A 22,911-nucleotide genomic window follows, 5' to 3' on the forward strand; every position below is an offset into this window, starting at 1 on the left:
ACTTACAGGTCGAAGGCGCGGGATCGCCGCCGCAGGTGGGTGACGGGAACGGGCAGGTCCGCCAGGGCCGCCCGGGTCGCCTCGTAGCCTGAGGCGACCGGCTCGTCATAGGCCTTCCAGTCGCGGATGTCGGTCCCGCCGGTTCGCGGCAGGATCAGGACGTCGGCGGCGGCGCGCGACTGCTCCATCTCGGCGTCGGTGGTGATGGTGGCCGAGCGCATCAGGATGGAGACGATGGGCGGGCCGGCCTTCCAGGCGCCCGACAGCACCCATTTCCACCAGGAGGGGGGATTCTCCAGGGCGGCCGGATCGACGCCGCGGGTCTGGGACATGTCCACGCCGATGATGGGGCCGCTGTTCAGCTGGCGCATCACGCTGGTGGGGAAGTTCTTCAGCACCGCCCCGTCCACCAGAACCTGGCCGTCCATGACCACGGGCGGCAGGACGCCGGGAATAGCGATCGAGGCGCGCATGGCCCGGCGCATCAGGCCGGCGCGATGAACCTCGATCCGGCCTGATGTCAGGTTGGAGGAGACGCAGAAGAAGGGCAGGCAGAGATCGGCCAGATCGGTGTCGCCATAGGCCCGCTCCAGCAGCCGGGCCACCTTGCGGGCGCGCGACATGGCGATGATGGGAAAGGCCAGGTCGGACAGAGGGTCGGATTCGACGAAGGCGCGCCGGACCTCGAAGTCCAGCCGCTCGAACGACCAGCCCATGGCCGGGCCCGCCGCCACCACCGCCCCCATGGAGGCGCCCCCGACGAAGTCGATCGGGACCCGGGCCTCCTCCAGGGCCTTGATCGCCCCCATGTGGCAATAGGCCCGCGCCCCGCCGCCCGACAGGACCAGGCCGACCGCCGTGCCGGTGATAACGCGGGCCATGCGGTCCGAATCGGTCTCGACTCCCTCGACGCAATGGAACCAGCGGTCCGGCTGGAGCACATTGAGCCAGACGCGAGTGTTGGCCGGCCGGTTCATGCGCGGATCGCGCAGCAGGATCAGATCGGTCAGGCGCCGGCCGTCGCCGAACCCCATACGCCGGGGCAGGTCCGACGGCGGGGCCAGAAGCCCGCTGCCGACGATGAACAGGCGATCGACCTGGCGGGCGCACAGCTCGGCCCAGGCCTTCTGGTCCAGTTCGGCGACATAGAGGACATAGTCGTGGTCGTCCTCGACCCGGCTGAACCATTCGGCGGCCGAGCTGAGAGCCGACTGATCGATCACCTTGCAGGTGAAGCCCATGGCCTGGACGCCCGCCGCGATCCGTTCGACGAAGGCGCGGATCGGGCGCGGGCGGGCCGAGACGAAGCCGAAGACGCTGGGCTCGGCGGCGCCCACGGCCCGCTCGCGGGCGCGATGGATCATCAGGCGCGACAGTTCGACCAGCAGATCCGGCTCGGATCGAGCGGCGTCGAAGAAGGCTTCGCGCGGCAGGGCCAGGATTTCGGTGTCGCGCAGGGCGACCACGTCCGCGGTGTGCGGGGTGCCGGCCACCATGGCCATTTCGCCGACCGGCTCTCCGGGCCGGATGACGCCGACCAACTGGGGCGGTTGATCCGTCTCGACGTGAAACACCCCCAGCCGGCCCGAGCGGACCAGATAGAGGGTGTCGGACGGATCGCCCGCCGCAAACAGCCGCTCGCCCCCGGTCAGGGCGAACCAACTGGCGCGATCGATCATCGGTCCTTCGAAGATGCGCGCCAGGGCGACGGCCAGGGTGTCGGGACGAAGCGGAGCCATGCCGTCTTGTACGGCAGATAAGGGAGGAGGTGAAATGGCGCGAAAACGCCTTTCAACCGATCGCGACGCCTGACAAAAGGGGCGAATGCCCCACGCCATTCCCTCGACCGCTGTCCTCGACGCGCTGAAGGCCGCCCTCGGCCCTGGCGGCTGGACCGAGGATCCAGAGGTCATCGCCCCGTCCCTGACGGAGTGGCGAAACCGCTGGACGGGCCATACGCCTATTCTGCTGACGCCGCGCTCGACCGAGGAAACCGCCAAGGTGATCGCCATCTGCGCCCAGTCGGGCGTGGCCGTCACCCCCCAGGGCGGGGGCACGGGCCTGGTCGGGGGACAGATCCCGTTCGGCGAGGTGTTGTTGTCCCTCAAGAAGATGCGGGCCGTGCGCGACGTGACCCCATTGGACGACGCCATGACGGTGGAGGCGGGTCTGACCCTGCTGGAGGCCCAGCAGGCGGCGGCGGCGGCCGGACGGGCCTTTCCGCTCAGCCTGGCGGCCGAAGGCTCGGCGACGATCGGGGGGGTGATCTCCACCAACGCCGGCGGCACCCAGGTGCTGCGCTACGGCATGATGCGGGACCTGGTCCTGGGCCTGGAGGCGGTCCTGCCGAACGGCGAGATCTTTCACGGTCTGAAGCGGCTGCGAAAGGACAATACCGGCTATGATCTCAAGCAGTTGCTGATTGGTGCGGAGGGCACCCTGGGCGTCGTCACTGCGGCCACCCTGAAGCTGTTTCCGATCATGCGGTCACGCGCGGTCGCCGTGGTCGCCCTGGAAACGGCTGCGGCGTCCATCGAACTGCTCGCCCGCGCCAAGGCGGAGACCGGCGGCGGGGTCGAGGCCTTTGAGTTGATGAAACGTCTGGGCATGGAGCTGGTGCTCAAGAACATCCCCGACACCCGCGAACCGCTGGACACGACGCCGAATTGGTATGTGTTGATCGAGATCGCGTCCGGGACGGCGGGGGGCGCCGAGGCCCAGATGGAGCGGCTGCTGGAAGTCGCCTTTGAGGAGGGGCTGATCACCGACGCCGCCATAGCGCAGAACGATGCGCAACGCGCCGCCTTCTGGCGGCTGCGTGAAGAGCATTCAGCGGCCCTGAAGCCCGAGGGCGGCGGGTGGAAACACGATGTCTCCGTCCCGATCAGCCGCATCGCCGAATTCATCGACGAGGCCACAGCGGCCGTCGAGCGCTTCCATCCCGGCGCCCGTGTCTCGGTGTTCGGCCACGTCGGCGACGGCAATCTGCACTACGACATCCTGCCCGGCGTCGGCGAGGATGTGGCGGCCTTCATCGGCCGCTGGAAAGAGGGCTCGCAGGTCGTTCACGACGTCGTCGGGCGTTATGACGGCTCGATCTCGGCCGAACACGGCCTGGGTCGGCTGAAGACCGAAGAGGTCAAACGCTACAAGTCGCCGCTGGAGATCGAGACCATGGCCGCCATCCGACGCGCCATCGATCCGCAGCGGATCATGAACCCCTCCGTGCTCTTCTAGAGGGACGGGGCGAAGATATGGGCCTGCGTGACCTGGACGGCTGGACCGTCCTCTTCGATCTGGACGGCACCCTGGTCGATTCCGCTCCAGATCTGGTTGGAACCCTGAACCGTCTGCTGATCGAGGAGGGATTGCCCCCTGCGCCCCCCGAAGCGGCGAGAACCCTGATCGGCTCGGGCGCGCGCGCGCTGTTGGCGCATGGGTTCGAGGCGGCCGGCGCCGATGTGGAACGGGCCCGGTCCGATGCGCTCTTTGAGCGGTTCCTGGTCGATTACACCGCCCATATCGCCGACGGCTCGCGGGCGTTCGAGGGTGTCGTCGAGACCTTGGAACGCCTGGCCGAACGCGGCGCAGTCTTGGCGGTCGCCACCAACAAGCGGTCGGACCTGTCTGAACTGTTGCTGGACCGGCTTGATCTTCGCCGCCATTTCCTGGCCGTCGCCGGCCCCGATCGGGTCAGCGCCCGCAAACCCTCGGGGGCGCATCTGAAAGAGGCTGTGGCGATGGCGGGCGGTGACCCGGCCCGCGCGATCATGGTCGGCGACGCCGCGCCCGACGCCGAGGCGGCCCGCGACGCCGACATGCCCTGTGTCCTGACCACCTTCGGCTACACGCCCGTGCCGGTGGACACCCTGGGCGGAGACGTCCTGATCGACGCCTTCGAAGACGTGGAAGAGGCGATCGACGGCATTCTGGCCGAGTTTTACGTAAGGCGGGCCCTGAAGGTCTGAAAGAGCTGCGCTTAAGCCTGCACGCAGGAAAACTGGCCATGTTCGGGCACGACGACGGTTGCGGAACGGCGGGCCGATGGACAGATTGGCCCATCCCAGCCGAAAGCCCCCTTCATGATCTCCCGCTTCTTCCAAATTCCGCTTTGGCAGCGCACCTTCGCGGGCCTCGCCCTGGGGGTGATCGCCGGCCTGATCCTGCGTGAAAGGGCCGAGATCTGGCTGCAGCCGATCGGCGACGTCTATCTGAACCTGATCCGTATGGTGGTGGCGCCCCTGGTGCTGTTCACCATCGCCAGCTCGATCGCCAAGCTGGGAGAAGGGGCGGGGGCCGTCCGCCTGGGCGTGCGCACCCTCGTCTGGTTCGCGATCACGTCGCTGCTGGCCGTGCTGGTCGGTTTCGCCTTCGGCCATCTGATCAATCCGGGCGTGGGCCTGTCGAACCTGCCGCTGGGCGAGGTCAAGGAAAGGGTCATTCCGACGCCGCTGGAGGTGCTGATCGGCGTCGTCCCCACCAATCCCTTCGCCGCCTTGGCCGAAGGGAAGGTGTTGCAGATCATCTTCTTCTCCGCCCTGGTCGGCATGGCTCTGGTCGCGCTGGGCGATCGGGCCCAGGGCGTGCGGCGACTGGTGGACGAGGGGGCGTCAGTCATATTCCGCATCACCCGCTGGGTGATCCAGCTGACCCCCATCGGCGTCTTCGGCCTGATCGGCTCGGTCGTCGGCGGCTATGGCTGGGAGGCGCTTCTGCCCCTGCTGAAGTTTATCGGCGCCATCTACGCCGCCTGCCTGTTCCACATACTGGTCGTCTATTCGGGGCTGCTGAAGCTCCATGGCCTGAAGGTCGTCAGCTTCTTCCGCGGCGCCTTCGCGGCCCAGCAGACCGCCTTCGCCACCTCGTCGTCGCTGGGAACCCTGCCGATCACCCTGCGCCAGACGGTCGAGCGGCTGGGCGTGCCCCAGGCCTACGCCGCCTTCGCCGTGCCTCTGGGCGCCAATGTGAAGATGGACGGGTGCGGCGCCATCTATCCCGCCATCGCCTCGATCTTCATCGCCCAGTATTTTCAGATCGACCTGACCCTGACCCAATACATACTGATCGGCCTGACTGCGGTCTTGGGCTCGCTGGGGACGGCGGGGGTTCCGGGAACCTCGATCGTCATGCTGACCCTGACCCTGTCCACCGCCGGCCTGCCGCTGGAAGGCATCGGCTATATCGTCGCCATCGACCGGGTCATCGACATGATGCGGACGGCGACGAACGTGACCGGTCAGATGCTGGTCCCGGTCTTGGTGGCCAGGGAGGAAGGCATTCTGAACGTCGATATCTATGACGGCCACGTGGCCTGGCTGCCCGGCGATCCGGAGGCGGAGACGCCCGAAACCGTTCAGGCGGCCGGAATCTGAAACGGACGCTTGCGCCGCGCGAGCGACCGGGCTATGTCGCCGCCTCCGCAAGGCATGGATGCGTAGCTCAGCGGGAGAGCACCTCGTTCACACCGAGGGGGTCACAGGTTCAATCCCTGTCGCATCCACCATCTTTTCCCTCATAGACGCCTTGCAGCCCAGCTTGCGAACGCGACGAGAGTGTCGATGCCGGAGATCAACGACACGGTTCATATCCGCTTCTCGCTCAGAGGTTTGGGCGGGCCCTTCTGGCAGACAAACGCCACCATCGCCTCGATCGGCCAGGGGGTGGCGCTGCTGGACGGTCTGGACCGGCAGGTTCCGGCGGCCGTGACGGAGCTGAAGCGCGCCGGGCCGAACCGCTGGACCCTGGACTGGGAAGTCAGAAGCCCGCCTTAGAGCCTGATCGGTTGAAGTGGAATCGCTTCGCGATTCCGCTGAAACCGTGAATCAGGCTCCAGATTAAAGCGAGAGCCTGATCCTCAGACGTCCGGCACGTCGCGTCCCGGCGGCACATTGACGCCCATCGACTTCAGATAGGTCTTGATGTTGCGCGCGGCCTGACGAATCCGATGCTCGTTCTCGACCAGGGCGATCCGCACGAAGCCCTCGCCGTTCTCGCCGTAGCCGACGCCCGCCGCCACCGCGACCTTGGCGTGGGTCAACAGTTGCTTGGAGAACTCCAGACTTCCCAGGTGGGCGAGGGCGGGGGGCACGGGCGCCCAGGCGAACATGGAGGCGGCGGGCTTGGGGATGTCCCATCCCGCCCGCGCAAAACTGTCGATCAGGACGTCACGGCGGCGATGATACAGGGCGCGGTTCTGATCCACGATGTCCTGCGGACCGTTCAGGGCCGCGACAGCGGCCGCCTGGATCGGCGTATAGGCGCCGTAGTCGAGATAGGACTTCACCCGCGCCATGGCGGCGATCAGCTTGCGATTGCCGACGGCGAAGCCGATGCGCCAGCCGGCCATGCTGTAGGTCTTTGACAGGGAGGTGAACTCGATCGCCACGTCCTTGGCGCCCGGCACCTGCAGGATCGAGACGGTCGGCTTGCCGTCGTAATAGAGTTCGGAATAGGCCAGGTCGCTGATGATCCAGAGGTCATTGGCCTTGGCGAAGGCGACGACCCGCTCATAGAAGGCCAGGTCGACCGTCTCGGCTGTCGGGTTCGACGGATAGTTCATCACCAGAACCTTGGGGCGCGGCACCGTATAAGCCATGGCCCGTTCCAGACTCTCGAAATAGCGTTCATCCGGCGTGGTCGGCACGCTGCGGATGGCGGCGCCGGCGATGATGAAGCCGAAGGTGTGGATCGGATAGGAGGGGTTGGGCGCCAGGACCACGTCGCCCGGTTCGGTGATGGCCGTCGCCAGACTGGCCAGCCCCTCCTTGGAGCCCATGGTGACGATGACCTCGGTCTCGGGGTCCAGATCGACGCCGAAACGACGGCCATAGTAGTTGGCCTGGGCCCGGCGCAGGCCGGGTATGCCCTTGGAGGCCGAATAGCCGTGGGCGTCCGGCTTTCGCGCCACTTCGCATAGTTTGTCGATGACGTGCGGCGGCGGCGGCAGGTCCGGATTGCCCATGCCGAGGTCGATGACGTCCTCACCGGCCTGACGGGCGGCGGCTCGCATGGCGTTGGTCTCCGCGATCACATACGGAGGCAGGCGCTTCATGCGATAGAATTCTTCGGACATCGGTCTTTGTGGGTGGAAGGTGAAGGGGGCGCAAGCGATGCCACCGATGCGCGCTTCATGAAACAGAAAGATGAAGGCTGACGGGCTTTATCCGCCAAAAACTTGTGACGCGGCCTCTCTCGCGCCGCTCCTACGCAAGAAGCTTGCGAGCCGGCCTAGCCGATGAAGACGCGCGGCTCCTCGCCGATACGCGCGGGCGTCGGTGAGCGGTTCTGCGGGCCTCGCCGCCGCCGCACATAGTCGGACAGGCCGCGCACCTCGGCCTCGGCGACCCCGTCGCGCTCCATCAGCCGACGCACGATGGGATCTGACAGCATCTCGTCCAGGGTCAGGTCGTAAGACGTCATGGCGCATCTCCGGCTCACGGTTCGCCCCCTCCGACGAGATGGGGCGGCCCTGTCAGGACGCCAGAGCTAGATGGCGATGTCGTGGAAATTTCACGGTCCGGGCGCGCCAAAACGGCGCCTTTTCCGGCGCCGCCAGCCGAGAATTGGGTCTCCGCCGCAATATCTGTTCGTCTTTTCGTTGTTCATGCGGCGGCAAGGCCCTATTCTTTTCGGATGACACGCTGGACCCCCGAAAGCTGGAGAACCAAGACCGCCCTGCACATGCCGGCGGACTATCCAGATCCGCACGCCCTGGCCTTGGTCGAGGACGAACTGCGCGCCCTGCCGCCGCTCGTCTTCGCCGGCGAGGCGCGGCGCCTGACGTCGAAACTCTCGCAGGTCGAGCGGGGCGAGGCCTTCCTGCTCCAGGGCGGCGACTGCGCCGAGAGCTTCAAGGAGTTCTCGACCGACAACATCCGCGACACCTTCCGCCTGATCCTGCAAATGGCCGTGGTCCTGACCTTCGCTGGCCGCAAGCCGGTCGTGAAGGTGGGGCGGATCGCCGGCCAGTTCGCCAAGCCGCGCTCGTCGCCGCTGGAAGAGATCGACGGCGTCGAACTGCCCAGCTATCGCGGCGACATCATCAACGGCATGGGGTTCACTCCGGAGGAGCGCGCGCCCGATCCGCAACGGTTGATCCGCGCCTACAACCAGTCGGCCTCGACCCTGAATCTGCTCCGCGCCTTCGCGGGCGGCGGCTATGCCGACCTGTACAACATCCATCGCTGGACCCTGGGCTTTGCGGGCGACAACGCCGCCGGGGCCCAGTACCGCGAACTGGCCGACAAGATCACCGAGGCCCTGGCCTTCATGGAGGCGGTCGGCGTCACGCCCGAGACCCATCCGGATCTGAGCCGGGTCGAGGTCTTCACCAGCCACGAGGCCCTTCTCCTGAACGTCGAGAGCGCCCTGACGCGGCTGGACGGCGGTTCGGGCGAATGGTTCGACACCTCGGCGCATATGCTGTGGATCGGCGAACGCACGCGTCAGCTGGACGGCGCCCATGTCGAGTTCATGAAGGGGATCAAGAACCCTATCGGCGTGAAGTGCGGACCCACAATGACGGCCGACGACCTGCTGCCCCTGATCGACGTCCTGAACCCGGACAATGTCTCGGGCCGACTGACGCTGATCGGCCGCTTCGGTCACGACAAGGTCGGCGAACGCCTGCCCAAGCTGATGCGCGAAGTGAAGGCCTCGGGCCGCAAGGTGATCTGGTCCATTGACCCGATGCACGGCAATACGCTGAAGGCCGGCAACGGCTACAAGACCCGGCCGTTCGACCGGATCCTCAGCGAGGTGCGGACCTTCATCGACGTGGCGGAGGCGGAAGGGGTGCACCCCGGCGGCGTCCATCTGGAGATGACCGGCCAGAACGTCACCGAATGCATCGGGGGCGCTCAGGCCGTGACCGAGGACGACCTGTCCAACCGCTATCACACCCATTGCGACCCGCGCCTGAACGCCGACCAGGCGCTGGAGCTGGCCTTCCTGGTGGCCGAGCGGTTGAAGGCAGGCCGGATCAGCCGCTCGGAAGCCGCCTGATCGACGGAAACAGCGGGGCGACGAGGCCGATGGTCGCGTTCGCCTCGGCCCGGTCCGGCGTTTCGTCGTCGATACCGACGCCGTTCATGTCATTGCGCGTGGCCTGAACCACGATCCCGTCCGGTCGCGACAGCACGGTCACGCCCCGGAAATGCAGGCCGTAGTTGACCTCGGGCTGGGGCGCGAGCCAGGCGATCTGGCCGCGCACGGGGATCATCTCCTTGTCCTCGAACAGGGCCTTTGCGCCATAGCCGGTGCAGTTGATCACGATCTTCTCGGGCAGGTCCGTCAGATCCGCCGGCGTGTTGAAGGCGCGGGTCTCGATCCGGCCGCCCTGGCTCAGAAACTCGGTCTCCAACCGGTGCGCCAGTTCGGCGACGTTGAACTGCATGGCGCTGACCATGCGGGTCTCCCCAACCGGAAAGGGCGAGGCGGAAACGGGCAGGGGGATGGATCGCGGCGCCAGCCCGTCCAGCCTGTATTCGGCGAATCGGATCGGCTTTATCCCAGGCGCGGTAAGGATCGGCGGCGGTTCGACCGTACGCGGCAGGTCCGCCGCGCCCGACAGCATATAGCGGTCGCTAAAGACGACCGGATCGCCTTCTGTCCCCAGATAGGTCTGGTGAGTGGCGTAGGTCTCGCGCGCCATCTGTTCCCAAAGGGCGGGGAAGTCAGCCGCGACGCGATCAGCGTCGGCGATGCGGCTGTCCGGCGTCCAACTGCCTGTGGCGCGCATGGATCGGGTGAAGGCGGCCCGTTCGCGCGCATAGATGGTCACCCGCGCCCCCATGCGTTGAAGCTGGAGCGCCGACGTCAAGCCGAGGGCGCCGCTGCCGATCACCGCGACCACGGGCGGACCGCCCCCCAGACCCGCCAGGGCCATGGCCTTGCGCGCTGCGATAGCGCTGGAGCCCCAGGACAAAGACCAGCCGCTGCCGCCGTGGCCATAGTTGTGAACCACCTTGGTCTCGCCGACCGCCTCCACGTTCAGGCGCGGGCCTGTCGGGCGAAAAGGACGGGTGCAGACGGTGATGCGTATGATCCGCTCGGGCGTCATCAGGATCGGCGCGATCCGGCGCGGGGCAAACCCTGTCGTCGGCAGGACGGCAGGCGTCGGCGCGCAGCCTGCAAGGGCTCCCGCCAGGCCCGTCAACACGGCCCGACGGTTGGAGCTGGTGACGACGGACATGAGCGGCTCCGGAAGATGCGAACTGCGACGCTACCCGCACCATGCGCGGCCCGAAAGCACCCCACGATCACATTCGGCTTGTGGGGACGAAAGCGGCGCCGCAGATACGGCGCGAAACGGTCACGGCTCGGACAACTATGCTCCGTCTGATCGCGGCCAGCAAAGGGAAGGCTTTCGGCGGTCCGTCGGAAGTGATGAATATGGACAAGCCAACACAGCAAGACGACAACCCCGGTCGGGTCGCCTATCAGGGCGCCCCCGGCGCCTTCAGTCATGAGGCCTGCACGGCCCTTCGCCCCTGGGACGAGGCTGTGCCGTTCGAGACCTTCGCCGAGGCCATCGCAGCCCTGAAGGGCGGCGACTGCGACTGCGCCCTGATCCCGGTCGAGAACTCCTCCGTCGGCGTGGTCGAACCCGCCGCGACCCTGGTGCGCGACTCCGGCCTTCGCGTGGTCGCCGAAGCCTGGCGGCCGATCCGCCACGCCCTGATGGGACTGGACGGCGCGCGCATCGCCGATCTGAAGCGGGTGCTCAGCCACCCCATCGCCCTGGCTCAGTGCGAACGGACACTGAAGGGCCTGAAGCTGAACGTGGTCGAGCATTTCGACACCGCCGGCGCCGCCCGCGACGTCGCCGAGGCGGGCGATCCGACCCAGGCGGCCATTGCGCCGGTAGGGGCCGCCGAGGTCTATGGCCTGTCGATCCTGCGCAACGATCTTCAGGATTCCAGCGATAACCGGACGCGTTTCGTCCTCCTGGGGGCCGATAGGGCTTGACGGCGCACGGTCTTTGCGTGCTTTAAGGCCGCTCGGATCGCGAACGATCCGCATAACCGGACCCGGACCCATGTCCCGCCAGCGCGCCCTTTCTGTTTCCTTCGACCGTTCGCGCGCGGTGTCCGGCCTCTATTTCGGCTACGGCTTTTACGGCTTTCGATACGCCGGCTGAGGCGTCGGGCGCTCTTCGTCCCTGACTGTCTCGCCGGCGACCGCTCTGGACCAGAGCGGCTGTCCGCCCCTGCACATCGAAATCCTGCCTTTGCCGAAAGCCCGAACCCATGTCCTCTTCCAACGTCCAGATGATCCGACCTGAACAGGTTGAACTGACGCCTGAACAACAGGCCCTGGCCGCCCTGCGCGCCGAGATCGACACCATCGACGATCAGATCCTGGCCCTGTTCGAACAACGTCTCGCCGTCGCCGCCACCGTCGGCCGCGCCAAGGACGCGCCCACGGGCCCCCACACCAAGCTTCGCCCCGACCGCGAGCAGACTGTCCTGTCGCGGATGCTGTCCAAGTGCCGCCCCGAAAACGCCGAGGCGGTCGAACACCTCTGGCGCGAGATCGTCGGCTGGGGGCTGGCGCGTCAGGGCCGGCTGCAGGTCCAGGTCTGGGCCCCGATCGAACCGACCCGCGCCTATGACGGCGCCCGCCTGCGCTTCGGCGCCGCCGCCGACATCAAGATGGTGCGCGACCCGCAGAAGGCCCTGGCCTTCGCCGCCGAGGGCCATGGCGTGGCCGTTCTGGCCATCAATACCGAGGACGCCTGGTGGATGGGCCTTCGCCGTGAATGGTCAATGCTCAGCGTGTTCGACGGTTACGGCGGCGAGACGCCGACGTCTCTGGCCGTCGGCAAGATCGATCCGCCGGCCCTGCCGAAGGGCCGCCGCGTGGTCGTCACCGCCGGCGGAGACGCCGGCGACGGCGGCGGCGCTCGTCGCTGGGGCCTGAACACCCACCACGGCTGGACCATCGCCCTGACCGAGGCGGAACTGACGCCGGGCGAGGCGGAAGGCTGCGTCGGCGCGATCGGCTGACCGCGCCGACATGAAGGCTCAGGAGGCGTGCGCCTTCTGGGCCTTGGTCAGTTCGATCATGCCCTGGGCGGCGCCCATCTCCGGCACGATCTCTTTCGCCCGGTCGGAGATGGCGTCGAACTGGGCCGCCACCTGTTCCGGCGCATCCTCGCCCGAGATGTGGACGCCCTCGGTCAGCGTCACATAGGCGCGTTCGAACCCGCCGGCGCCGGCCGCCAGGATACAGCGGCTCGGCGCCTCCCGGCTCAGCAGATACAGCAGGCCCGGCGTCACCAGCGCCGGATCCAGGGCCTCCAGGGGCAGGGCGGCGCCCAGGTCTTCGGTCATGCGCGTATGGGCCGTGGGCGCCAGGCAGTTGACGCGGATGTCGTTCTTGGCCCCCTCGATCGACAGGGTCTGCATCAGACCGACCAAGGCCATCTTGGCCGCCCCATAGTTCGACTGGCCGAAATTGCCGTAAAGACCCGAGGAGGAGGTGGTCATGACGATGCGGCCGTAGTTCTGGCCGCGCATGATCTCCCACACCGCCTTGGTGCAGTTGACCGCCCCCATCAGATGGACGTCCACGACGAAGCGGAAGTCCTCCAGCTCCATCTTGGCGAAGGTCTTGTCGCGCAGGACCCCGGCGTTGTTAACCAGCAGATCGACCCGACCCCATTTCGCCATGGCCGCCTCCACCATGGCCTGAACGGCGGCGAAGTCGGTGACTGAGGCGGCATTGGGCATGGCCTCGCCGCCGGCGGCCTCGATCTCGGCCACGACAGCCTCGGCGGCGGTAACGGAACCGCCCGAACCGTCGCGGGCGCCGCCAAGATCATTGACCACCACCTTGGCCCCGCGCGCCGCCAGGGCCAGGGCGTGCTGCCGCCCCAGACCACCGCCCGCGCCTGTCACAATGGCCACCTGTCCGTCGAACCGGATCGTCATCCTATCGTCTCCACCCAAGCACTGGGGCCCTCGGCGCTACAGCCGGCCCCTTGATCCGGTTTTGACGACGCCGGGCGCGGCGCACAAGTCCGGCCTGATCAGCCCGCGCGGTTCTTCACCAGATCCTCGACGACCGACGGATCGGCCAGGGTCGAGGTGTCGCCCAGCGAGCCGATCTCGTTCTCGGCGATCTTGCGCAGGATGCGGCGCATGATCTTGCCGGATCGGGTCTTGGGCAGGCCGGGCGCCCACTGGATCACGTCCGGGGCGGCGATGGGGCCGATCTCGCGACGGACGTGGGCGCCCAGGGCCTTGCGCAGATCCTCGGTCGCCTCGACCCCCTTGTTCAGGGTGACATAGGCGTAGATGCCCTGGCCCTTGATGTCGTGGGGATAGCCGACCACGGCCGCCTCGGCCACGTCGTCGTGCAGCACCAGGGCGCTCTCGATCTCGGCCGTACCCATCCGGTGGCCCGAGACATTGATGACGTCGTCGACCCGGCCGGTGATCCAGTAATAGCCGTCCTCGTCCCGGCGACAGCCGTCGCCGGTGAAATACCGACCCGGATAGGTCGAGAAATAGGTCTCGAAGAAGCGCTGATGATCGCCGTAGACGGTGCGCATCTGGCCCGGCCAGCTGTCGGTGATGCACAGATTGCCCGAGACGGCCCCGACCAGTTCCTGGCCCTCCGCATCGACGATCTGCAACTCCACGCCGGGCAGGGGCAGGGTGGCCGAACCCGGCTTCAGGTCGGTGGCGCCGGGCAGGGGGGTGATCAGATGGCCGCCCGTCTCGGTCTGCCACCAGGTGTCCACGATCGGGCAGCGCCCGTCCCCGACCATCTCGTGATACCAGCGCCAGGCCTCGGGATTGATCGGCTCGCCGACCGTGCCCAGCAGACGCAGCGATTTGCGCGACGTGGCCTTCACCGGCGCGTCGCCTTCGCGCATCAGGGCGCGCAGGGCCGTGGGGGCGGTGTAGAAGACCTCCACCTTGTGCTTGTCCACCACCTGCCAGAACCGGCTGGCGTCGGGATAGTTGGGCACGCCTTCGAACATCAGGGTGGTCGCGGCGTTCGCCAGCGGACCATAGACCAGATAGGAATGGCCCGTGACCCAGCCCACGTCGGCGGTGCACCAGAAGACCTCGCCCGGGCGATAGTCGAACGTCAGCTCATGGGTCCAGGCGGCCCAGAACAGATAGCCGCCCGTCGTGTGAAGAACGCCTTTCGGCTTTCCGGTGGAACCTGAGGTGTAGAGGATGAACAACGGATCTTCCGCCTTCATCGGCTCGGGCGGACAGTCGGTCGAGGCCTTGGCCGCCTCGACGGCGTAGTCGATGTCGCGGCCTTCGATCATCGGCACGTCGGCGCCGGTGCGGCGGACCACCAGAACCGTATCGACCTTCACCTTCTCGAGGGCCGCATCGACATTGGCCTTCAGCGGCACGATCTTGCCGCCGCGCACGCCCTCGTCGGCCGTAATGACCAGGTTGGAGCCGCAGTCCTCGATCCGGCCGCACAGGCTGTCGGGCGAAAAGCCGCCGAAGACCACGGAATGGACCGCCCCGATCCGGGCGCAGGCCAGCATGGCGTAGGCGGCCTCGGGGATCATCGGCAGATAGATGGTGACCCGGTCGCCCTTCTTGGCCCCGTGGGATTTCAGTACATTGGCCATGCGGCAGACCTGCGCGTGCAGCTCGCCGTAGGTGATGTGACGACTGTCCGCCGGATCGTCGCCCTCCCAGATGATCGCGGTCTCATCCTTGCGGTGGGGCAGGTGTCGGTCGATGCAGTTGGCGGCGACGTTCAGGACGCCGTCCTCGAACCAGCGGATGCGGAAATCCTCCTTCCTGAAGGAGACGTCCTTGATCCTGGTCGGCGCCCTGATCCAGTCGAGGCGTTTCGCCTGTTCGGACCAGAAGGCCTCGGGCGTCTCGCGCGCCGCGATCCGCGCCGCCTCATAGGCTCGCCGGTCCATATGGGCCTTGGCGGCGAAGTCTGCGGGAACGGGGTAGAGGTCGGAATCGGGCACGCGAGACGTCTCCAGCATCTTTAGAATCCGTATTTGGCGAACAGGATCAATCGGGTCATGTCGCCGCTCGCGCCGGATTCGATTTCGCGGTCGGCGAACATCAGCTCGGCGCCGACATCAAACGCCGTAACCGGCGACCAGATCAAGTTGGCGTGGACGCTCTGGGCCGACCGGTTGACGGCCAGACCGGTCACGCTCGTGTCATTATCGACCGACTGCGCCGACCAGATCAGGCTGGAGCGCCAGCCGGGCGCCCAGACGTGACGATAGGCGGCGAAGCCGGCGACGACGCCGATCGCGTCCAGTTCGCCCGAGGCGTCCAGCACCGCGTCGTTCGAGAAGTTCAGCCCGACATATCGGCCGATCCCTTCGCCGCCCGTCACCATCAGACGCAGATCGTCCTTGGCGCCGACCTTGATCTTGGTCGAGGCGGACAGGCCCCAGCCGGTGGCGGTGGAATCGATGCTGGTCGACGGGTTCTGGTACTTCAGCTGACGCAGCAGACCGGCGAACTGCAGATCCCCCCAGGGCCGCGCCAGGGCGTAGCGGGCGGTGAAGTCGGGCAGGCTGTTGTCGTCGGCGATGATCCGCGCGCCGCCGCCGAACGGGGTCACGGTCGTCTCGGGGTTTTCCACCGAAACGGAGAAGGGACCGCGCGTGTAACGCACCTGGACCTGCCGCGCGAAGACCGTGCCCTCGGCCGCGCCGATGAAGTCGGCGGATTCGGGCAGGACGGCGGTGTTCTGGAAGTTGGTCCACTCCTGGCCGATCAGCCAGTTGTCGATGGTCACGAAGGCGCGGCGCAGGGCCGGGTTGGCGGGGCTGGTGGTGCGCTGGTCCGCCGTGCCGGGCAGGGTCTGGAAGTCCATCTCCAGCCGCGTGCCGACCTTGTGGCCGCCGACCAGGCCGTCGGTCGTCAGCCAGAACCGGGTCTGGCGGGCGTTGAAGTCGGTCGCCGTATCCTCGTCGGCGCCGCCGATGGGGATGGAGCCGGGGATATGGAACTCACGCAGGGCGTCGCCATTGGCGGGATCGCCGCCGGAATAGCTGGAGGCCGAGGCGTCCACCTTGACGAAGCCGCCGAACTTCACTGTGTGGTCGCCGATCCGGAAACCGTCGCTCGGTGCGGCGGCCTGTTGGACCGGCGCCGGCGCGGGCGTCGGGCGGGTCTCAAGCCGGATGATGTCCTGCTGCTGCGCCGCCTGCTGGGTGCGGGCGGCCACGACTTCGGATTTGAGGGCGTTCAGCTCGGCTTCAAGCTGAGCGATTCGGGCTTCGAGGGCGGCCTGGGCGTCTTGCGCCGAGGCGACGCCGGGGGCCAGAAGCAGGGCCGCCGCCGCGCATCCTGCCGCCAGGCTGGATTTGATCATGATGGTTCCTCCCTGGCTCGTCTGTTGCGAGCGTCCGAATGAACCTTTTCCCCAAGGGGCGTATGCGGCCATTAGCCAATGGTCTAGTTTCGACCAAAGTCGAACCGCGTCATGCTGCTGCAGACGCGGCCGCCAAGAACGCTGCGCGAAGGGAAGGACGCCTGATGGATCGAATCGTCATCGCCGACGATCACCCCCTGTTCCGCGCCGCGCTGCGGTCCGCCGTCTCCAAGGCCTCGCCCGAAGCGACGATAGAGGAATGCGCCAGCCTGGCCGAGGCGCGAGCGGCCCTCAGGACGCCGACCGACCTGCTGCTTCTGGATCTCAAACTCTCCGACAGTGAAGGCATGGCGGGCCTGGCCGCCGTTCGGGCCGAACATCCCGTCGTTCCGGTCGCCGTCGTCTCGGCCAGCGAGGAGGCGAGCGTCGTGCGCCGCGCCCTGGCCCTCGGCGCCGCAGGCTTCATCCCAAAATCCGCCGCCCTTCCGCAGATGGTGGAGGCGATCACGGCCGTTCTGGCCGGCGACGCCTGGGCGCCCGAGACGCCGGAGGCGGCCGGAGAGGACGACCTCGCCGCCCGGGTCGCCAGCCTGACGCCGTCGCAGCTGCGCATATTGGAAGGGTTGAAGGCCGGGCGGTTGAACAAGCAGATCGCCTTCGACCTGGGCGTCTCCGAAGCAACCATCAAGGCGCATCTGACCAGCGTGTTTCGAAAGCTGGGCGTTTATAATCGGACCCAGGCGGTGATTCTGGCTCAGCAGATGGACCTGACCCGGTGACCCTGGTTTAGGCCCTTTTCAGCTCCGCCACGCCGCGATTCGCCAACTGGTCCGCGCGCTCATTCAACGCATGGCCGGCGTGGCCCTTGACCCAGCGCCATTTGACCTCGTGCCTCTGGCGCGCCTCATCGAGACGTCGCCAAAGGTCGGCGTTCTTGACCGGCTTCTTGTCGGCGGTCAGCCAGCCGCGCGCCTTCCAGCCGCGCATCCATTCGGTCACGCCCTGCATGACATATTTGCTGTCTGTATGAAGCTCGACCTTGCACGGGCGTTTCAGCGCCTCCAGCGCCATGATGGCGGCCGTCAGTTCCATGCGGTTGTTAGTCGTATTCGCCTCGCCGCCCCAAAGTTCCTTCTCGTGACCGCCCGCAGTCTGGAGCAGGGCGCCCCAGCCTCCGGGGCCGGGATTGCCCTTGCAGGCGCCGTCGGTGTGGATGATGACGTGATCGGAGAGACTCATGGTCGCGCACACCTACAGCCTCCCTTGGCGTGGGGCCATGACTCCGCCTATATGCGGGACGAAGAAGAGTGGATGGGGCCGATCATCGGCCTCTTCGAGGAGATTACCCATGGGCTCCATGAGCATCTGGCACTGGGCCATCGTCATTGTCGTGGTCGCCGTCCTGTTCGGCGGACGCGGCAAGCTGTCCAGCATCATGGGCGACGCCGCCAAGGGCATCCGCGCATTCAAGGACGGCCTGTCGGACGACGGCAAGAAGGACGCGACGCAAGACGGCGTCGGCGCCCTGCCGCGCACCGAGGCGGAGAAGGAAAAGCACTGAAGTCCGCGTCGGGTCTTTGAGGGCTGACGCATGGGCGGGCTCGGCCCCGGTATCGGGGGCTTCGAACTATTGGTGATCGGTCTGGTGGCCCTGCTGGTGGTGGGGCCCAAGGACTTGCCTGTGCTCATGCGCCGCGTGGGCCAGATGCTGGCCAAGGCCCGCGCCACGGCCAATGAGTTCCGCTCCAGCTTCGACGAGATGGCGCGCCAGTCCGAGCTGGACGAGTTGCGTAAGGAGGTCGAGGCGCTGCGGAGCGGGCAGGGGGCCATGTACCCCCTGGGCGCCGAGGCCGATGCGGCCTTCAAGGAGATCAACGCCGGTCTGACGACGCCGCCGCCCGTCGCCTCACTGCCGACCCCGGCGGTGGATGAATGGCCCGATGCGTCGCCTGTCTCCCCGCTGGAGCCGGAGCCGGAGGCCAAGTCGAAGCCCGATTCAAGGCCCAGGTCGAAGCGCGGCAGTTCGACCGCCGAAACCGCAGCAACGCCCGCGAAAACGAAGAAGACCGCCAGGGCGGGCGGGGCGGTCGCGGCGAAGACCCGCGCCTCGGCCAAGGGCGCCGCCAAGACCCAGATCTCGGACGCCCAGGCGCCGGCCCAGTCGTCCGCCAAGACCAAGACCCCGCGCAAGAAGGCCGTCGAGCTTTGACTATCTCCGACCGCGACGAGGCCGAGATCGAGGCGTCGCGCGCGCCCCTGATGGACCATCTGATAGAGCTGCGCAGCCGGCTGCTGGTCTGCGTGGTCGCCTTCGGTCTGGGCTTCATCCTGTGTTTCGCCTTCGCCAATCAGATCCAGATCGCCCTGATCAAACCCTATCAGGCGGCGGCGGCCATTCATGCGGCGGCGGCGGCCTCTGGAGGCCACGCCAATCCGCTGGAGCTGATCGCGATCATGACGGGTTTCAAACCCTATCCGCCCGGTTCGGCCGCCGTGGTGCAACTGATCGCCACTGCCCCACTGGAACAGTTGTTCACCAAGATGAAGATCGCCGCCTTCGGCGCGGCCGTCCTGACCTTCCCGGTCATGGCCTGGCAGGTTTACCGCTTCGTCGCGCCCGGCCTGTACCGCAATGAGCGGGGCGCCTTTCTGCCCTTCCTGATCGCCGCCCCGGTGATGTTCTGCCTGGGGGGAGCCCTGGTCTATTACGTCATGCTGCCCTTCGTCATGCTGTTCTCCCTGGGGCAGCAGGTGGTCAGCGACGGCATATCGGTGGCCCAGACGACCAAGATTTCTGATTATCTGAACCTTGTCACTTCCCTGCTGCTGGCCTTCGGCCTGTGCTTCCAACTGCCGGTCGTGACGACACTTTTAGGCCTGGCCGGCTTGATCAATTCCAAGATGATGGCCTCGGGTCGCCGCTACGCCATCGTCGCCGTGGTGGTGGTCGCCGCCGTCGTCACGCCGCCGGACCCCATCAGCCAGCTGATGCTGGCGGTGCCCCTGGTCATCCTCTACGAGGTCTCGATCTGGTGCGTGCGGCTGATCGAACTGCGCCGCAAGAAGGCGGACGACCTGGAAGCCGAAGCGGCTTAGGTATTCGGTTCTAGATCCAACATCCCGCCAAGGACATGGTCGCAATCAGCGACCAAGATATCGTCATAGGACAGAAGGTCAGAGCCGTGCCTGCTATGAAGGTTCGGTACTTTTGACCCAGAATAAAAAGCACTGCGGCGCCCGTGCCGCTCATGAACGCGAGCGCGATAGGCAAGTTGTTCAACGGTCGCCTTTCGCAGGATCCAGCCGGAAGAGTGAAGGCTGCTTGAAGCGCTAACATGGAGACGAGCGGCAGGCTGAGCGCAATAATGATCCAGACATAGGGTTTCCACGGCCTTGTTCGCCACGGGTAGGCGAATATCGCGATGAGGAGTCCGATGGGGCTGAGGGCGGGGCTGAACAGCACCAGTTCAAGCATCGTCCGGGCCTTTTCAGATGTCATAGAAAAAGGGCCGGGGGAATCCCCCGGCCCTTAGCCTTCATGCCGACCTGTCGATCAGCAGCTGTAGTACATGTCAAACTCAACCGGGTGCGGGTGCAGTTGCAGGCGCATCACCTCTTCCATCTTGAGCTCGATGTAGCTGTCGATGAAGTCGTCATCCATGACGCCGCCCTTCTTGAGGAAGGCGCGGTCCTTGTCGAGGTTCTCCAGGGCTTCACGCAGCGAGCCGCAGACCTCGGGGATGGAGCCGCGCTCTTCCGGCGGAAGGTCGTAGAGGTTCTTGTCGGCGGGCGCGCCGGGATCGATGCGGTTTTCGATGCCGTCCAGGCCCGCCATCAGCAGGGCGACGAAGGTCAGATAGGGGTTGCCCATCGGGTCGGGGAAGCGGGCTTCCAGACGCTTGGCCTTCGGCGAGGAGACGTGCGGAATGCGGATCGAGGCCGAGCGGTTGCGGGCCGAATAGGCCAGTTTCACCGGGGCTTCGTAACCGGGGACCAGACGCTTGTAGGAGTTGGTGGTCGAGTTGGCGAAGGCGTTGATGGCCTTGGCGTGCTTGATGATGCCGCCGATGTACCACAGGCATTCCTGCGACAGGCCGGCGTATTTGTCGCCGGCGAACAGGGGCTTGCCGTCGCGCCAGATCGACTGGTGCACGTGCATGCCCGAGCCGTTGTCGGCGAACATGGGCTTGGCCATGAAGGTCGCGGTCTTGCCGTAGGCGGCCGCGACGTTGTGGATGACGTACTTATACAGCTGCAGCCGGTCGGCCATGGTCAGCAGGTCCGAGAACTTCAGGCCCAGTTCGTGCTGGGCCGGCGCCACCTCGTGGTGGTGCTTCTCGGGCTGGAGGCCCAGGTCACGCATCACGCCCAGCATTTCGCCGCGCAGATCCTGGCCGGAATCGACCGGGTTGACGGGGAAATAGCCGCCCTTGGGCCCAGGGCGGTGGCCCATATTGCCCTCAGTGTATTCGGCGCCGGTGTTGGCCGGCAGTTCGGTCGAATCGTAGCTGTAGCCGGTGTTGTGCGGCTGGGTGTTCCAGCGCACGTCGTCGAAGATGAAGAACTCGGCTTCCGGGCCGAAATAGACGGCGTCGCCCACGCCCGAGGACTGGACATAGGCCAAGGCCTTCTTGGCCATAGAGCGGCTGTCGCGGTTGTAGGGCTCGCCGGTGTCCGGGTTCAGCACGTCGCAGAACAGGAACATCGTCGTCTGCTGATAGAAGGGGTCGATATAGGCCGTGGTCAGGTCCGGCTTCAGGAGCATGTCCGACTCATTGATCGCCTTCCAGCCGGCGATGGACGAGCCGTCGAACATGGTGCCTTCGTTCAGAAAGTCCTCATCGACTAGGTCGACGTCGAAGGTCACATGTTGCAGCTTGCCGCGGGTGTCGGTGAAGCGAACGTCGACGTATTTGACGTCCTTTTCCTTGATCTCTTTGAGGATCTTGCTGGCGCTCATTCTCGGAAGTCCTGTTTCTTGGTCGTTGGGGAGGAAGAGGGGCAGGTGAAGTCAGACCGCCTGAGCCCCGGTTTCGCCGGTGCGGATGCGGATCACGTCGGCGACGTCGGAGACGAAGATCTTGCCGTCGCCGATCTTGCCGGTGCGGGCCGAGGTCTGAATGGCCTCGACGACCGCAGGCGCCAGGTCGTCGGCGACGACGACCTCGATCTTGATCTTGGGCAGGAAGTCGATGACGTATTCGGCGCCGCGGTACAGTTCGGAATGGCCCTTCTGGCGGCCGTATCCCTTGGCCTCCAGCACGGTCATGCCTTGCACCCCGACGTCCTGGAGCGCCTCTTTGACGTCATCCAGCTTGAAGGGCTTGATGATGGCTTCGATTTTCTTCATGGCGACCCCTGAACGGCGTGCGAAATGCAGCGGCGTTCGGGCGGGAATGGGACACATCAAAGCCATCGAAGGCAAGCAGTTTTCGCAGAAAAGTCACGGATATTCGGAGTTCGGATGATTGAAACCAACGACCCGGCGATCTGGCGCAATTTTCTTCCGTGGCCTGGGCCGGAAACGCATAAGCATGCGCGGGGACGCTTGGGGGTGGTGTCCGGTCGGGCGCATCAGACGGGGGCGGCCCGTTTGGCGGCGCGCGCCGGTCTGAGGATCGGCGCCGGGGTGGTGCGGATCCTTTGCCCGCCCGACGCGGTCGCGACGATCGCCTCAACGGTCACGGCCGTCATGCTGACCCCCTTCACCTCGCCCGAGGCCCTGGGGCGGGAGGTCGAGGAGATGGACGCCGTCGTCGCCGGCCCCGCCGCCGGGCTTGACGAGGGTACGGTGGCCAACATCCAGGCCCTTGCGCTGAGCGGCGCGGCCTTGGTGATCGATGCGGACGGTCTGTCGGTGTTCAAGGGCCGCAGCGCCGAACTGTTCGCCGTTCTGGACCGCGACGACGTGCTGACGCCCCATGAGGGCGAGTTCGAACGGCTGTTTCCCGGCCTGTTGAAACAGGGCAGGGCGGCCGCCGCCGTCGAGGCCGCCCGCCACGCCCAGGCTGTCGTCGTGCTGAAGGGCACCCAGACCCTGATCGCGGCGCCGGACGGCCGGGTGCGCCTAAATCCCAACGGCTCGCCCTGGCTGGCGACGGCCGGAACCGGCGACGTCCTGGCCGGCATGATCGGAGGCCTGATCGCCCAGCGTATGGACAGTTTCGACGCCGCAAGCGCCGCCGTCTGGCTGCATTCCGACGCCGCCGCGCGGTTTGGTCCGGGTTTGATCTCCGAAGACCTGTGCGACGTGCTGCCGCAAAGCCTGAAGGCGTTGCGGTGAAGCCGTATCAAGCGCCGCAGCAGCCTTCCTTCAGTGACGATGGATTCGCCGAAGGCGCCCTAATCCCGGCCCATTAGGCGCTCGAGTTCGCAAAGGATGAGTTCCATCGCCGAGAGGAGCGTGGCTTTTCCGTCATCATCGGGCTGAGCCGCCCATACGCATGTCCTTGCGCATGCCTCGCAAGGCCCCACGAATCCGTCAAGACGTTGGCGCGTAATCGAGCGGAGCGCGCAGCGGACTTGTACGTCGAAGGCGCTGATGCAGCATCTCGAGGATGGGCCCGGTGCGGG

23 protein-coding genes and 1 tRNA gene are annotated in these 22,911 nt (G+C 66.5%); 13 read left to right on the forward strand and 11 right to left on the reverse strand.

Translation table 11 applies throughout. The annotated features are described in order from the left end of the window. Positions 1-2 precede the first annotated feature (2 nt). Entirely contained in the window at positions 3-1,739 is a 1,737-nt protein-coding gene (locus ACZ5M6_RS10670) for a patatin-like phospholipase family protein (RefSeq protein WP_464158541.1), read from the reverse strand. A gap of 85 nt (positions 1,740-1,824) precedes the next feature. On the opposite strand from ACZ5M6_RS10670, the gene ACZ5M6_RS10675 reads away from it, so the two are divergent. The 5 genes from ACZ5M6_RS10675 to ACZ5M6_RS10695 all read left to right on the forward strand — a co-directional run bounded on the left by ACZ5M6_RS10675 (position 1,825) and on the right by ACZ5M6_RS10695 (position 5,771). Continuing rightward, complete coding sequence (locus ACZ5M6_RS10675) at positions 1,825-3,237, forward strand: FAD-binding oxidoreductase (RefSeq protein WP_464158543.1); 1,413 nt, start codon at positions 1,825-1,827, stop codon at positions 3,235-3,237. 17 nt (positions 3,238-3,254) lie between these two features. Then, positions 3,255-3,968 carry an HAD-IA family hydrolase gene (locus ACZ5M6_RS10680; RefSeq protein WP_464158545.1) on the forward strand — a complete coding sequence of 238 codons (714 nt, stop codon included), beginning with the start codon at positions 3,255-3,257 and terminating at the stop codon, positions 3,966-3,968. Positions 3,969-4,082: 114 nt separating this feature from the next. Next, positions 4,083-5,372, forward strand: a complete 1,290-nt coding sequence (locus tag ACZ5M6_RS10685; protein WP_464158547.1) for a dicarboxylate/amino acid:cation symporter — start codon at positions 4,083-4,085, stop codon at positions 5,370-5,372. A 56-nt stretch (positions 5,373-5,428) separates the two neighbouring features. Further along, a tRNA-Val gene (locus tag ACZ5M6_RS10690) sits at positions 5,429-5,503 on the forward strand. 55 nt (positions 5,504-5,558) lie between these two features. Next, entirely contained in the window at positions 5,559-5,771 is a 213-nt protein-coding gene (locus tag ACZ5M6_RS10695; RefSeq protein ID WP_464158548.1) for a hypothetical protein, read from the forward strand. Positions 5,772-5,854: 83 nt separating this feature from the next. Here the strand turns inward: ACZ5M6_RS10695 and ACZ5M6_RS10700 are convergent, their stop codons facing one another. Both ACZ5M6_RS10700 and ACZ5M6_RS10705 read right to left on the reverse strand, forming a co-directional pair. Continuing rightward, positions 5,855-7,072, reverse strand: coding sequence for an LL-diaminopimelate aminotransferase (locus tag ACZ5M6_RS10700; RefSeq protein ID WP_183215551.1), 1,218 nt, complete (start codon positions 7,070-7,072; stop codon positions 5,855-5,857). A gap of 155 nt (positions 7,073-7,227) precedes the next feature. After that, entirely contained in the window at positions 7,228-7,419 is a 192-nt protein-coding gene (locus tag ACZ5M6_RS10705; protein ID WP_054765761.1) for a hypothetical protein, read from the reverse strand. Between the two features lie 213 nt (positions 7,420-7,632). On the opposite strand from ACZ5M6_RS10705, the gene ACZ5M6_RS10710 reads away from it, so the two are divergent. After that, entirely contained in the window at positions 7,633-9,003 is a 1,371-nt protein-coding gene (locus ACZ5M6_RS10710; RefSeq protein ID WP_152950257.1) for a class II 3-deoxy-7-phosphoheptulonate synthase, read from the forward strand. Here ACZ5M6_RS10710 and ACZ5M6_RS10715 read toward each other — a convergent pair. Further along, positions 8,981-10,192, reverse strand: coding sequence for an FAD-dependent oxidoreductase (locus ACZ5M6_RS10715; RefSeq protein ID WP_464158551.1), 1,212 nt, complete (start codon positions 10,190-10,192; stop codon positions 8,981-8,983). The genes ACZ5M6_RS10710 and ACZ5M6_RS10715 overlap by 23 nt on opposite strands. A 200-nt stretch (positions 10,193-10,392) precedes the next feature. On the opposite strand from ACZ5M6_RS10715, the gene ACZ5M6_RS10720 reads away from it, so the two are divergent. Then, positions 10,393-10,968 (forward strand): prephenate dehydratase domain-containing protein, encoded by a 576-nt coding sequence (locus ACZ5M6_RS10720; RefSeq protein WP_182713582.1) that lies wholly within the window; start codon positions 10,393-10,395, stop codon positions 10,966-10,968. 281 nt (positions 10,969-11,249) lie between these two features. Next, positions 11,250-12,008, forward strand: coding sequence for a chorismate mutase (locus tag ACZ5M6_RS10725; protein ID WP_054765764.1), 759 nt, complete (start codon positions 11,250-11,252; stop codon positions 12,006-12,008). Positions 12,009-12,026: 18 nt separating this feature from the next. On the opposite strand, the gene ACZ5M6_RS10730 is transcribed toward ACZ5M6_RS10725, so the two are convergent. The 3 genes from ACZ5M6_RS10730 to ACZ5M6_RS10740 all read right to left on the reverse strand — a co-directional run bounded on the left by ACZ5M6_RS10730 (position 12,027) and on the right by ACZ5M6_RS10740 (position 16,338). Then, positions 12,027-12,935 carry an SDR family NAD(P)-dependent oxidoreductase gene (locus ACZ5M6_RS10730; RefSeq protein ID WP_152950260.1) on the reverse strand — a complete coding sequence of 303 codons (909 nt, stop codon included), beginning with the start codon at positions 12,933-12,935 and terminating at the stop codon, positions 12,027-12,029. A 98-nt stretch (positions 12,936-13,033) separates the two neighbouring features. Beyond that, positions 13,034-14,986: an acetate--CoA ligase gene (gene acs / locus ACZ5M6_RS10735; protein WP_464158553.1), complete on the reverse strand. Its 1,953-nt coding sequence runs from the start codon at positions 14,984-14,986 to the stop codon at positions 13,034-13,036. A 2-nt stretch (positions 14,987-14,988) separates the two neighbouring features. Continuing rightward, positions 14,989-16,338: a DcaP family trimeric outer membrane transporter gene (locus ACZ5M6_RS10740; protein WP_191555712.1), complete on the reverse strand. Its 1,350-nt coding sequence runs from the start codon at positions 16,336-16,338 to the stop codon at positions 14,989-14,991. A 164-nt stretch (positions 16,339-16,502) separates the two neighbouring features. On the opposite strand from ACZ5M6_RS10740, the gene ACZ5M6_RS10745 reads away from it, so the two are divergent. Continuing rightward, entirely contained in the window at positions 16,503-17,117 is a 615-nt protein-coding gene (locus tag ACZ5M6_RS10745; protein ID WP_182713578.1) for a response regulator transcription factor, read from the forward strand. A 7-nt stretch (positions 17,118-17,124) separates the two neighbouring features. Here the strand turns inward: ACZ5M6_RS10745 and rnhA are convergent, their stop codons facing one another. Continuing rightward, positions 17,125-17,577: a ribonuclease HI gene (gene rnhA, locus ACZ5M6_RS10750; RefSeq protein WP_182713577.1), complete on the reverse strand. Its 453-nt coding sequence runs from the start codon at positions 17,575-17,577 to the stop codon at positions 17,125-17,127. Between the two features lie 109 nt (positions 17,578-17,686). Between rnhA and ACZ5M6_RS10755 the strand changes: the two genes are divergently transcribed. From ACZ5M6_RS10755 to tatC, 3 genes are read left to right on the forward strand one after another with little or no spacing between them, the layout of a single operon-like run. Next, on the forward strand, positions 17,687-17,899 hold the full coding sequence (locus ACZ5M6_RS10755; RefSeq protein WP_054765770.1) for a twin-arginine translocase TatA/TatE family subunit: 213 nt from the start codon (positions 17,687-17,689) through the stop codon (positions 17,897-17,899). A gap of 30 nt (positions 17,900-17,929) precedes the next feature. Beyond that, a complete protein-coding gene (gene tatB, locus ACZ5M6_RS10760) occupies positions 17,930-18,547 on the forward strand; it encodes a Sec-independent protein translocase protein TatB (protein WP_464158556.1) in 618 nt (205 codons plus the stop codon). Continuing rightward, a complete protein-coding gene (tatC, locus tag ACZ5M6_RS10765; RefSeq protein ID WP_054765771.1) occupies positions 18,544-19,434 on the forward strand; it encodes a twin-arginine translocase subunit TatC in 891 nt (296 codons plus the stop codon). The genes tatB and tatC overlap by 4 nt, the downstream gene beginning before the upstream one ends. 10 nt (positions 19,435-19,444) lie before the next feature. On the opposite strand, the gene ACZ5M6_RS10770 is transcribed toward tatC, so the two are convergent. The 3 genes from ACZ5M6_RS10770 to ACZ5M6_RS10780 form a co-directional block, all read right to left on the reverse strand. Continuing rightward, on the reverse strand, positions 19,445-19,813 hold the full coding sequence (locus ACZ5M6_RS10770; RefSeq protein WP_464158558.1) for a hypothetical protein: 369 nt from the start codon (positions 19,811-19,813) through the stop codon (positions 19,445-19,447). A gap of 78 nt (positions 19,814-19,891) precedes the next feature. Beyond that, on the reverse strand, positions 19,892-21,298 hold the full coding sequence (glnA, locus tag ACZ5M6_RS10775) for a type I glutamate--ammonia ligase (RefSeq protein ID WP_444581165.1): 1,407 nt from the start codon (positions 21,296-21,298) through the stop codon (positions 19,892-19,894). Positions 21,299-21,349: 51 nt separating this feature from the next. Continuing rightward, positions 21,350-21,688 (reverse strand): P-II family nitrogen regulator, encoded by a 339-nt coding sequence (locus tag ACZ5M6_RS10780; protein ID WP_054765773.1) that lies wholly within the window; start codon positions 21,686-21,688, stop codon positions 21,350-21,352. 114 nt (positions 21,689-21,802) lie between these two features. Here ACZ5M6_RS10780 and ACZ5M6_RS10785 point away from each other — a divergent pair, with 114 nt between their 5' ends. After that, positions 21,803-22,621, forward strand: coding sequence for an NAD(P)H-hydrate dehydratase (locus ACZ5M6_RS10785; protein ID WP_464158560.1), 819 nt, complete (start codon positions 21,803-21,805; stop codon positions 22,619-22,621). Positions 22,622-22,911: the final 290 nt, after the last annotated feature.

It is taken from the genome of Brevundimonas sp. Br13, from assembly GCF_055391505.1.

Coding starts and splice junctions, on each gene's coding strand:
- ACZ5M6_RS10770 (WP_464158558.1), bottom strand. CDS start 19,813: ATGCTTGAACTGGTGCTGTTCAGCCCCGCCCTCAGCCCCATCGGACTC.
- ACZ5M6_RS10780 (WP_054765773.1), bottom strand. CDS start 21,688: ATGAAGAAAATCGAAGCCATCATCAAGCCCTTCAAGCTGGATGACGTC.
- glnA (WP_444581165.1), bottom strand. CDS start 21,298: ATGAGCGCCAGCAAGATCCTCAAAGAGATCAAGGAAAAGGACGTCAAA.
- tatB (WP_464158556.1), top strand. CDS start 17,930: ATGGGCGGGCTCGGCCCCGGTATCGGGGGCTTCGAACTATTGGTGATC.
- ACZ5M6_RS10730 (WP_152950260.1), bottom strand. CDS start 12,935: ATGACGATCCGGTTCGACGGACAGGTGGCCATTGTGACAGGCGCGGGC.
- ACZ5M6_RS10755 (WP_054765770.1), top strand. CDS start 17,687: ATGGGCTCCATGAGCATCTGGCACTGGGCCATCGTCATTGTCGTGGTC.
- ACZ5M6_RS10680 (WP_464158545.1), top strand. CDS start 3,255: ATGGGCCTGCGTGACCTGGACGGCTGGACCGTCCTCTTCGATCTGGAC.
- ACZ5M6_RS10700 (WP_183215551.1), bottom strand. CDS start 7,072: ATGTCCGAAGAATTCTATCGCATGAAGCGCCTGCCTCCGTATGTGATC.
- acs (WP_464158553.1), bottom strand. CDS start 14,986: ATGCTGGAGACGTCTCGCGTGCCCGATTCCGACCTCTACCCCGTTCCC.
- rnhA (WP_182713577.1), bottom strand. CDS start 17,577: ATGAGTCTCTCCGATCACGTCATCATCCACACCGACGGCGCCTGCAAG.
- ACZ5M6_RS10725 (WP_054765764.1), top strand. CDS start 11,250: ATGTCCTCTTCCAACGTCCAGATGATCCGACCTGAACAGGTTGAACTG.
- ACZ5M6_RS10685 (WP_464158547.1), top strand. CDS start 4,083: ATGATCTCCCGCTTCTTCCAAATTCCGCTTTGGCAGCGCACCTTCGCG.
- ACZ5M6_RS10720 (WP_182713582.1), top strand. CDS start 10,393: ATGGACAAGCCAACACAGCAAGACGACAACCCCGGTCGGGTCGCCTAT.
- ACZ5M6_RS10705 (WP_054765761.1), bottom strand. CDS start 7,419: ATGACGTCTTACGACCTGACCCTGGACGAGATGCTGTCAGATCCCATC.
- ACZ5M6_RS10670 (WP_464158541.1), bottom strand. CDS start 1,739: ATGGCTCCGCTTCGTCCCGACACCCTGGCCGTCGCCCTGGCGCGCATC.
- ACZ5M6_RS10745 (WP_182713578.1), top strand. CDS start 16,503: ATGGATCGAATCGTCATCGCCGACGATCACCCCCTGTTCCGCGCCGCG.
- ACZ5M6_RS10695 (WP_464158548.1), top strand. CDS start 5,559: ATGCCGGAGATCAACGACACGGTTCATATCCGCTTCTCGCTCAGAGGT.
- ACZ5M6_RS10785 (WP_464158560.1), top strand. CDS start 21,803: ATGATTGAAACCAACGACCCGGCGATCTGGCGCAATTTTCTTCCGTGG.
- ACZ5M6_RS10710 (WP_152950257.1), top strand. CDS start 7,633: ATGACACGCTGGACCCCCGAAAGCTGGAGAACCAAGACCGCCCTGCAC.
- ACZ5M6_RS10715 (WP_464158551.1), bottom strand. CDS start 10,192: ATGTCCGTCGTCACCAGCTCCAACCGTCGGGCCGTGTTGACGGGCCTG.
- ACZ5M6_RS10740 (WP_191555712.1), bottom strand. CDS start 16,338: ATGATCAAATCCAGCCTGGCGGCAGGATGCGCGGCGGCGGCCCTGCTT.
- ACZ5M6_RS10675 (WP_464158543.1), top strand. CDS start 1,825: ATGCCCCACGCCATTCCCTCGACCGCTGTCCTCGACGCGCTGAAGGCC.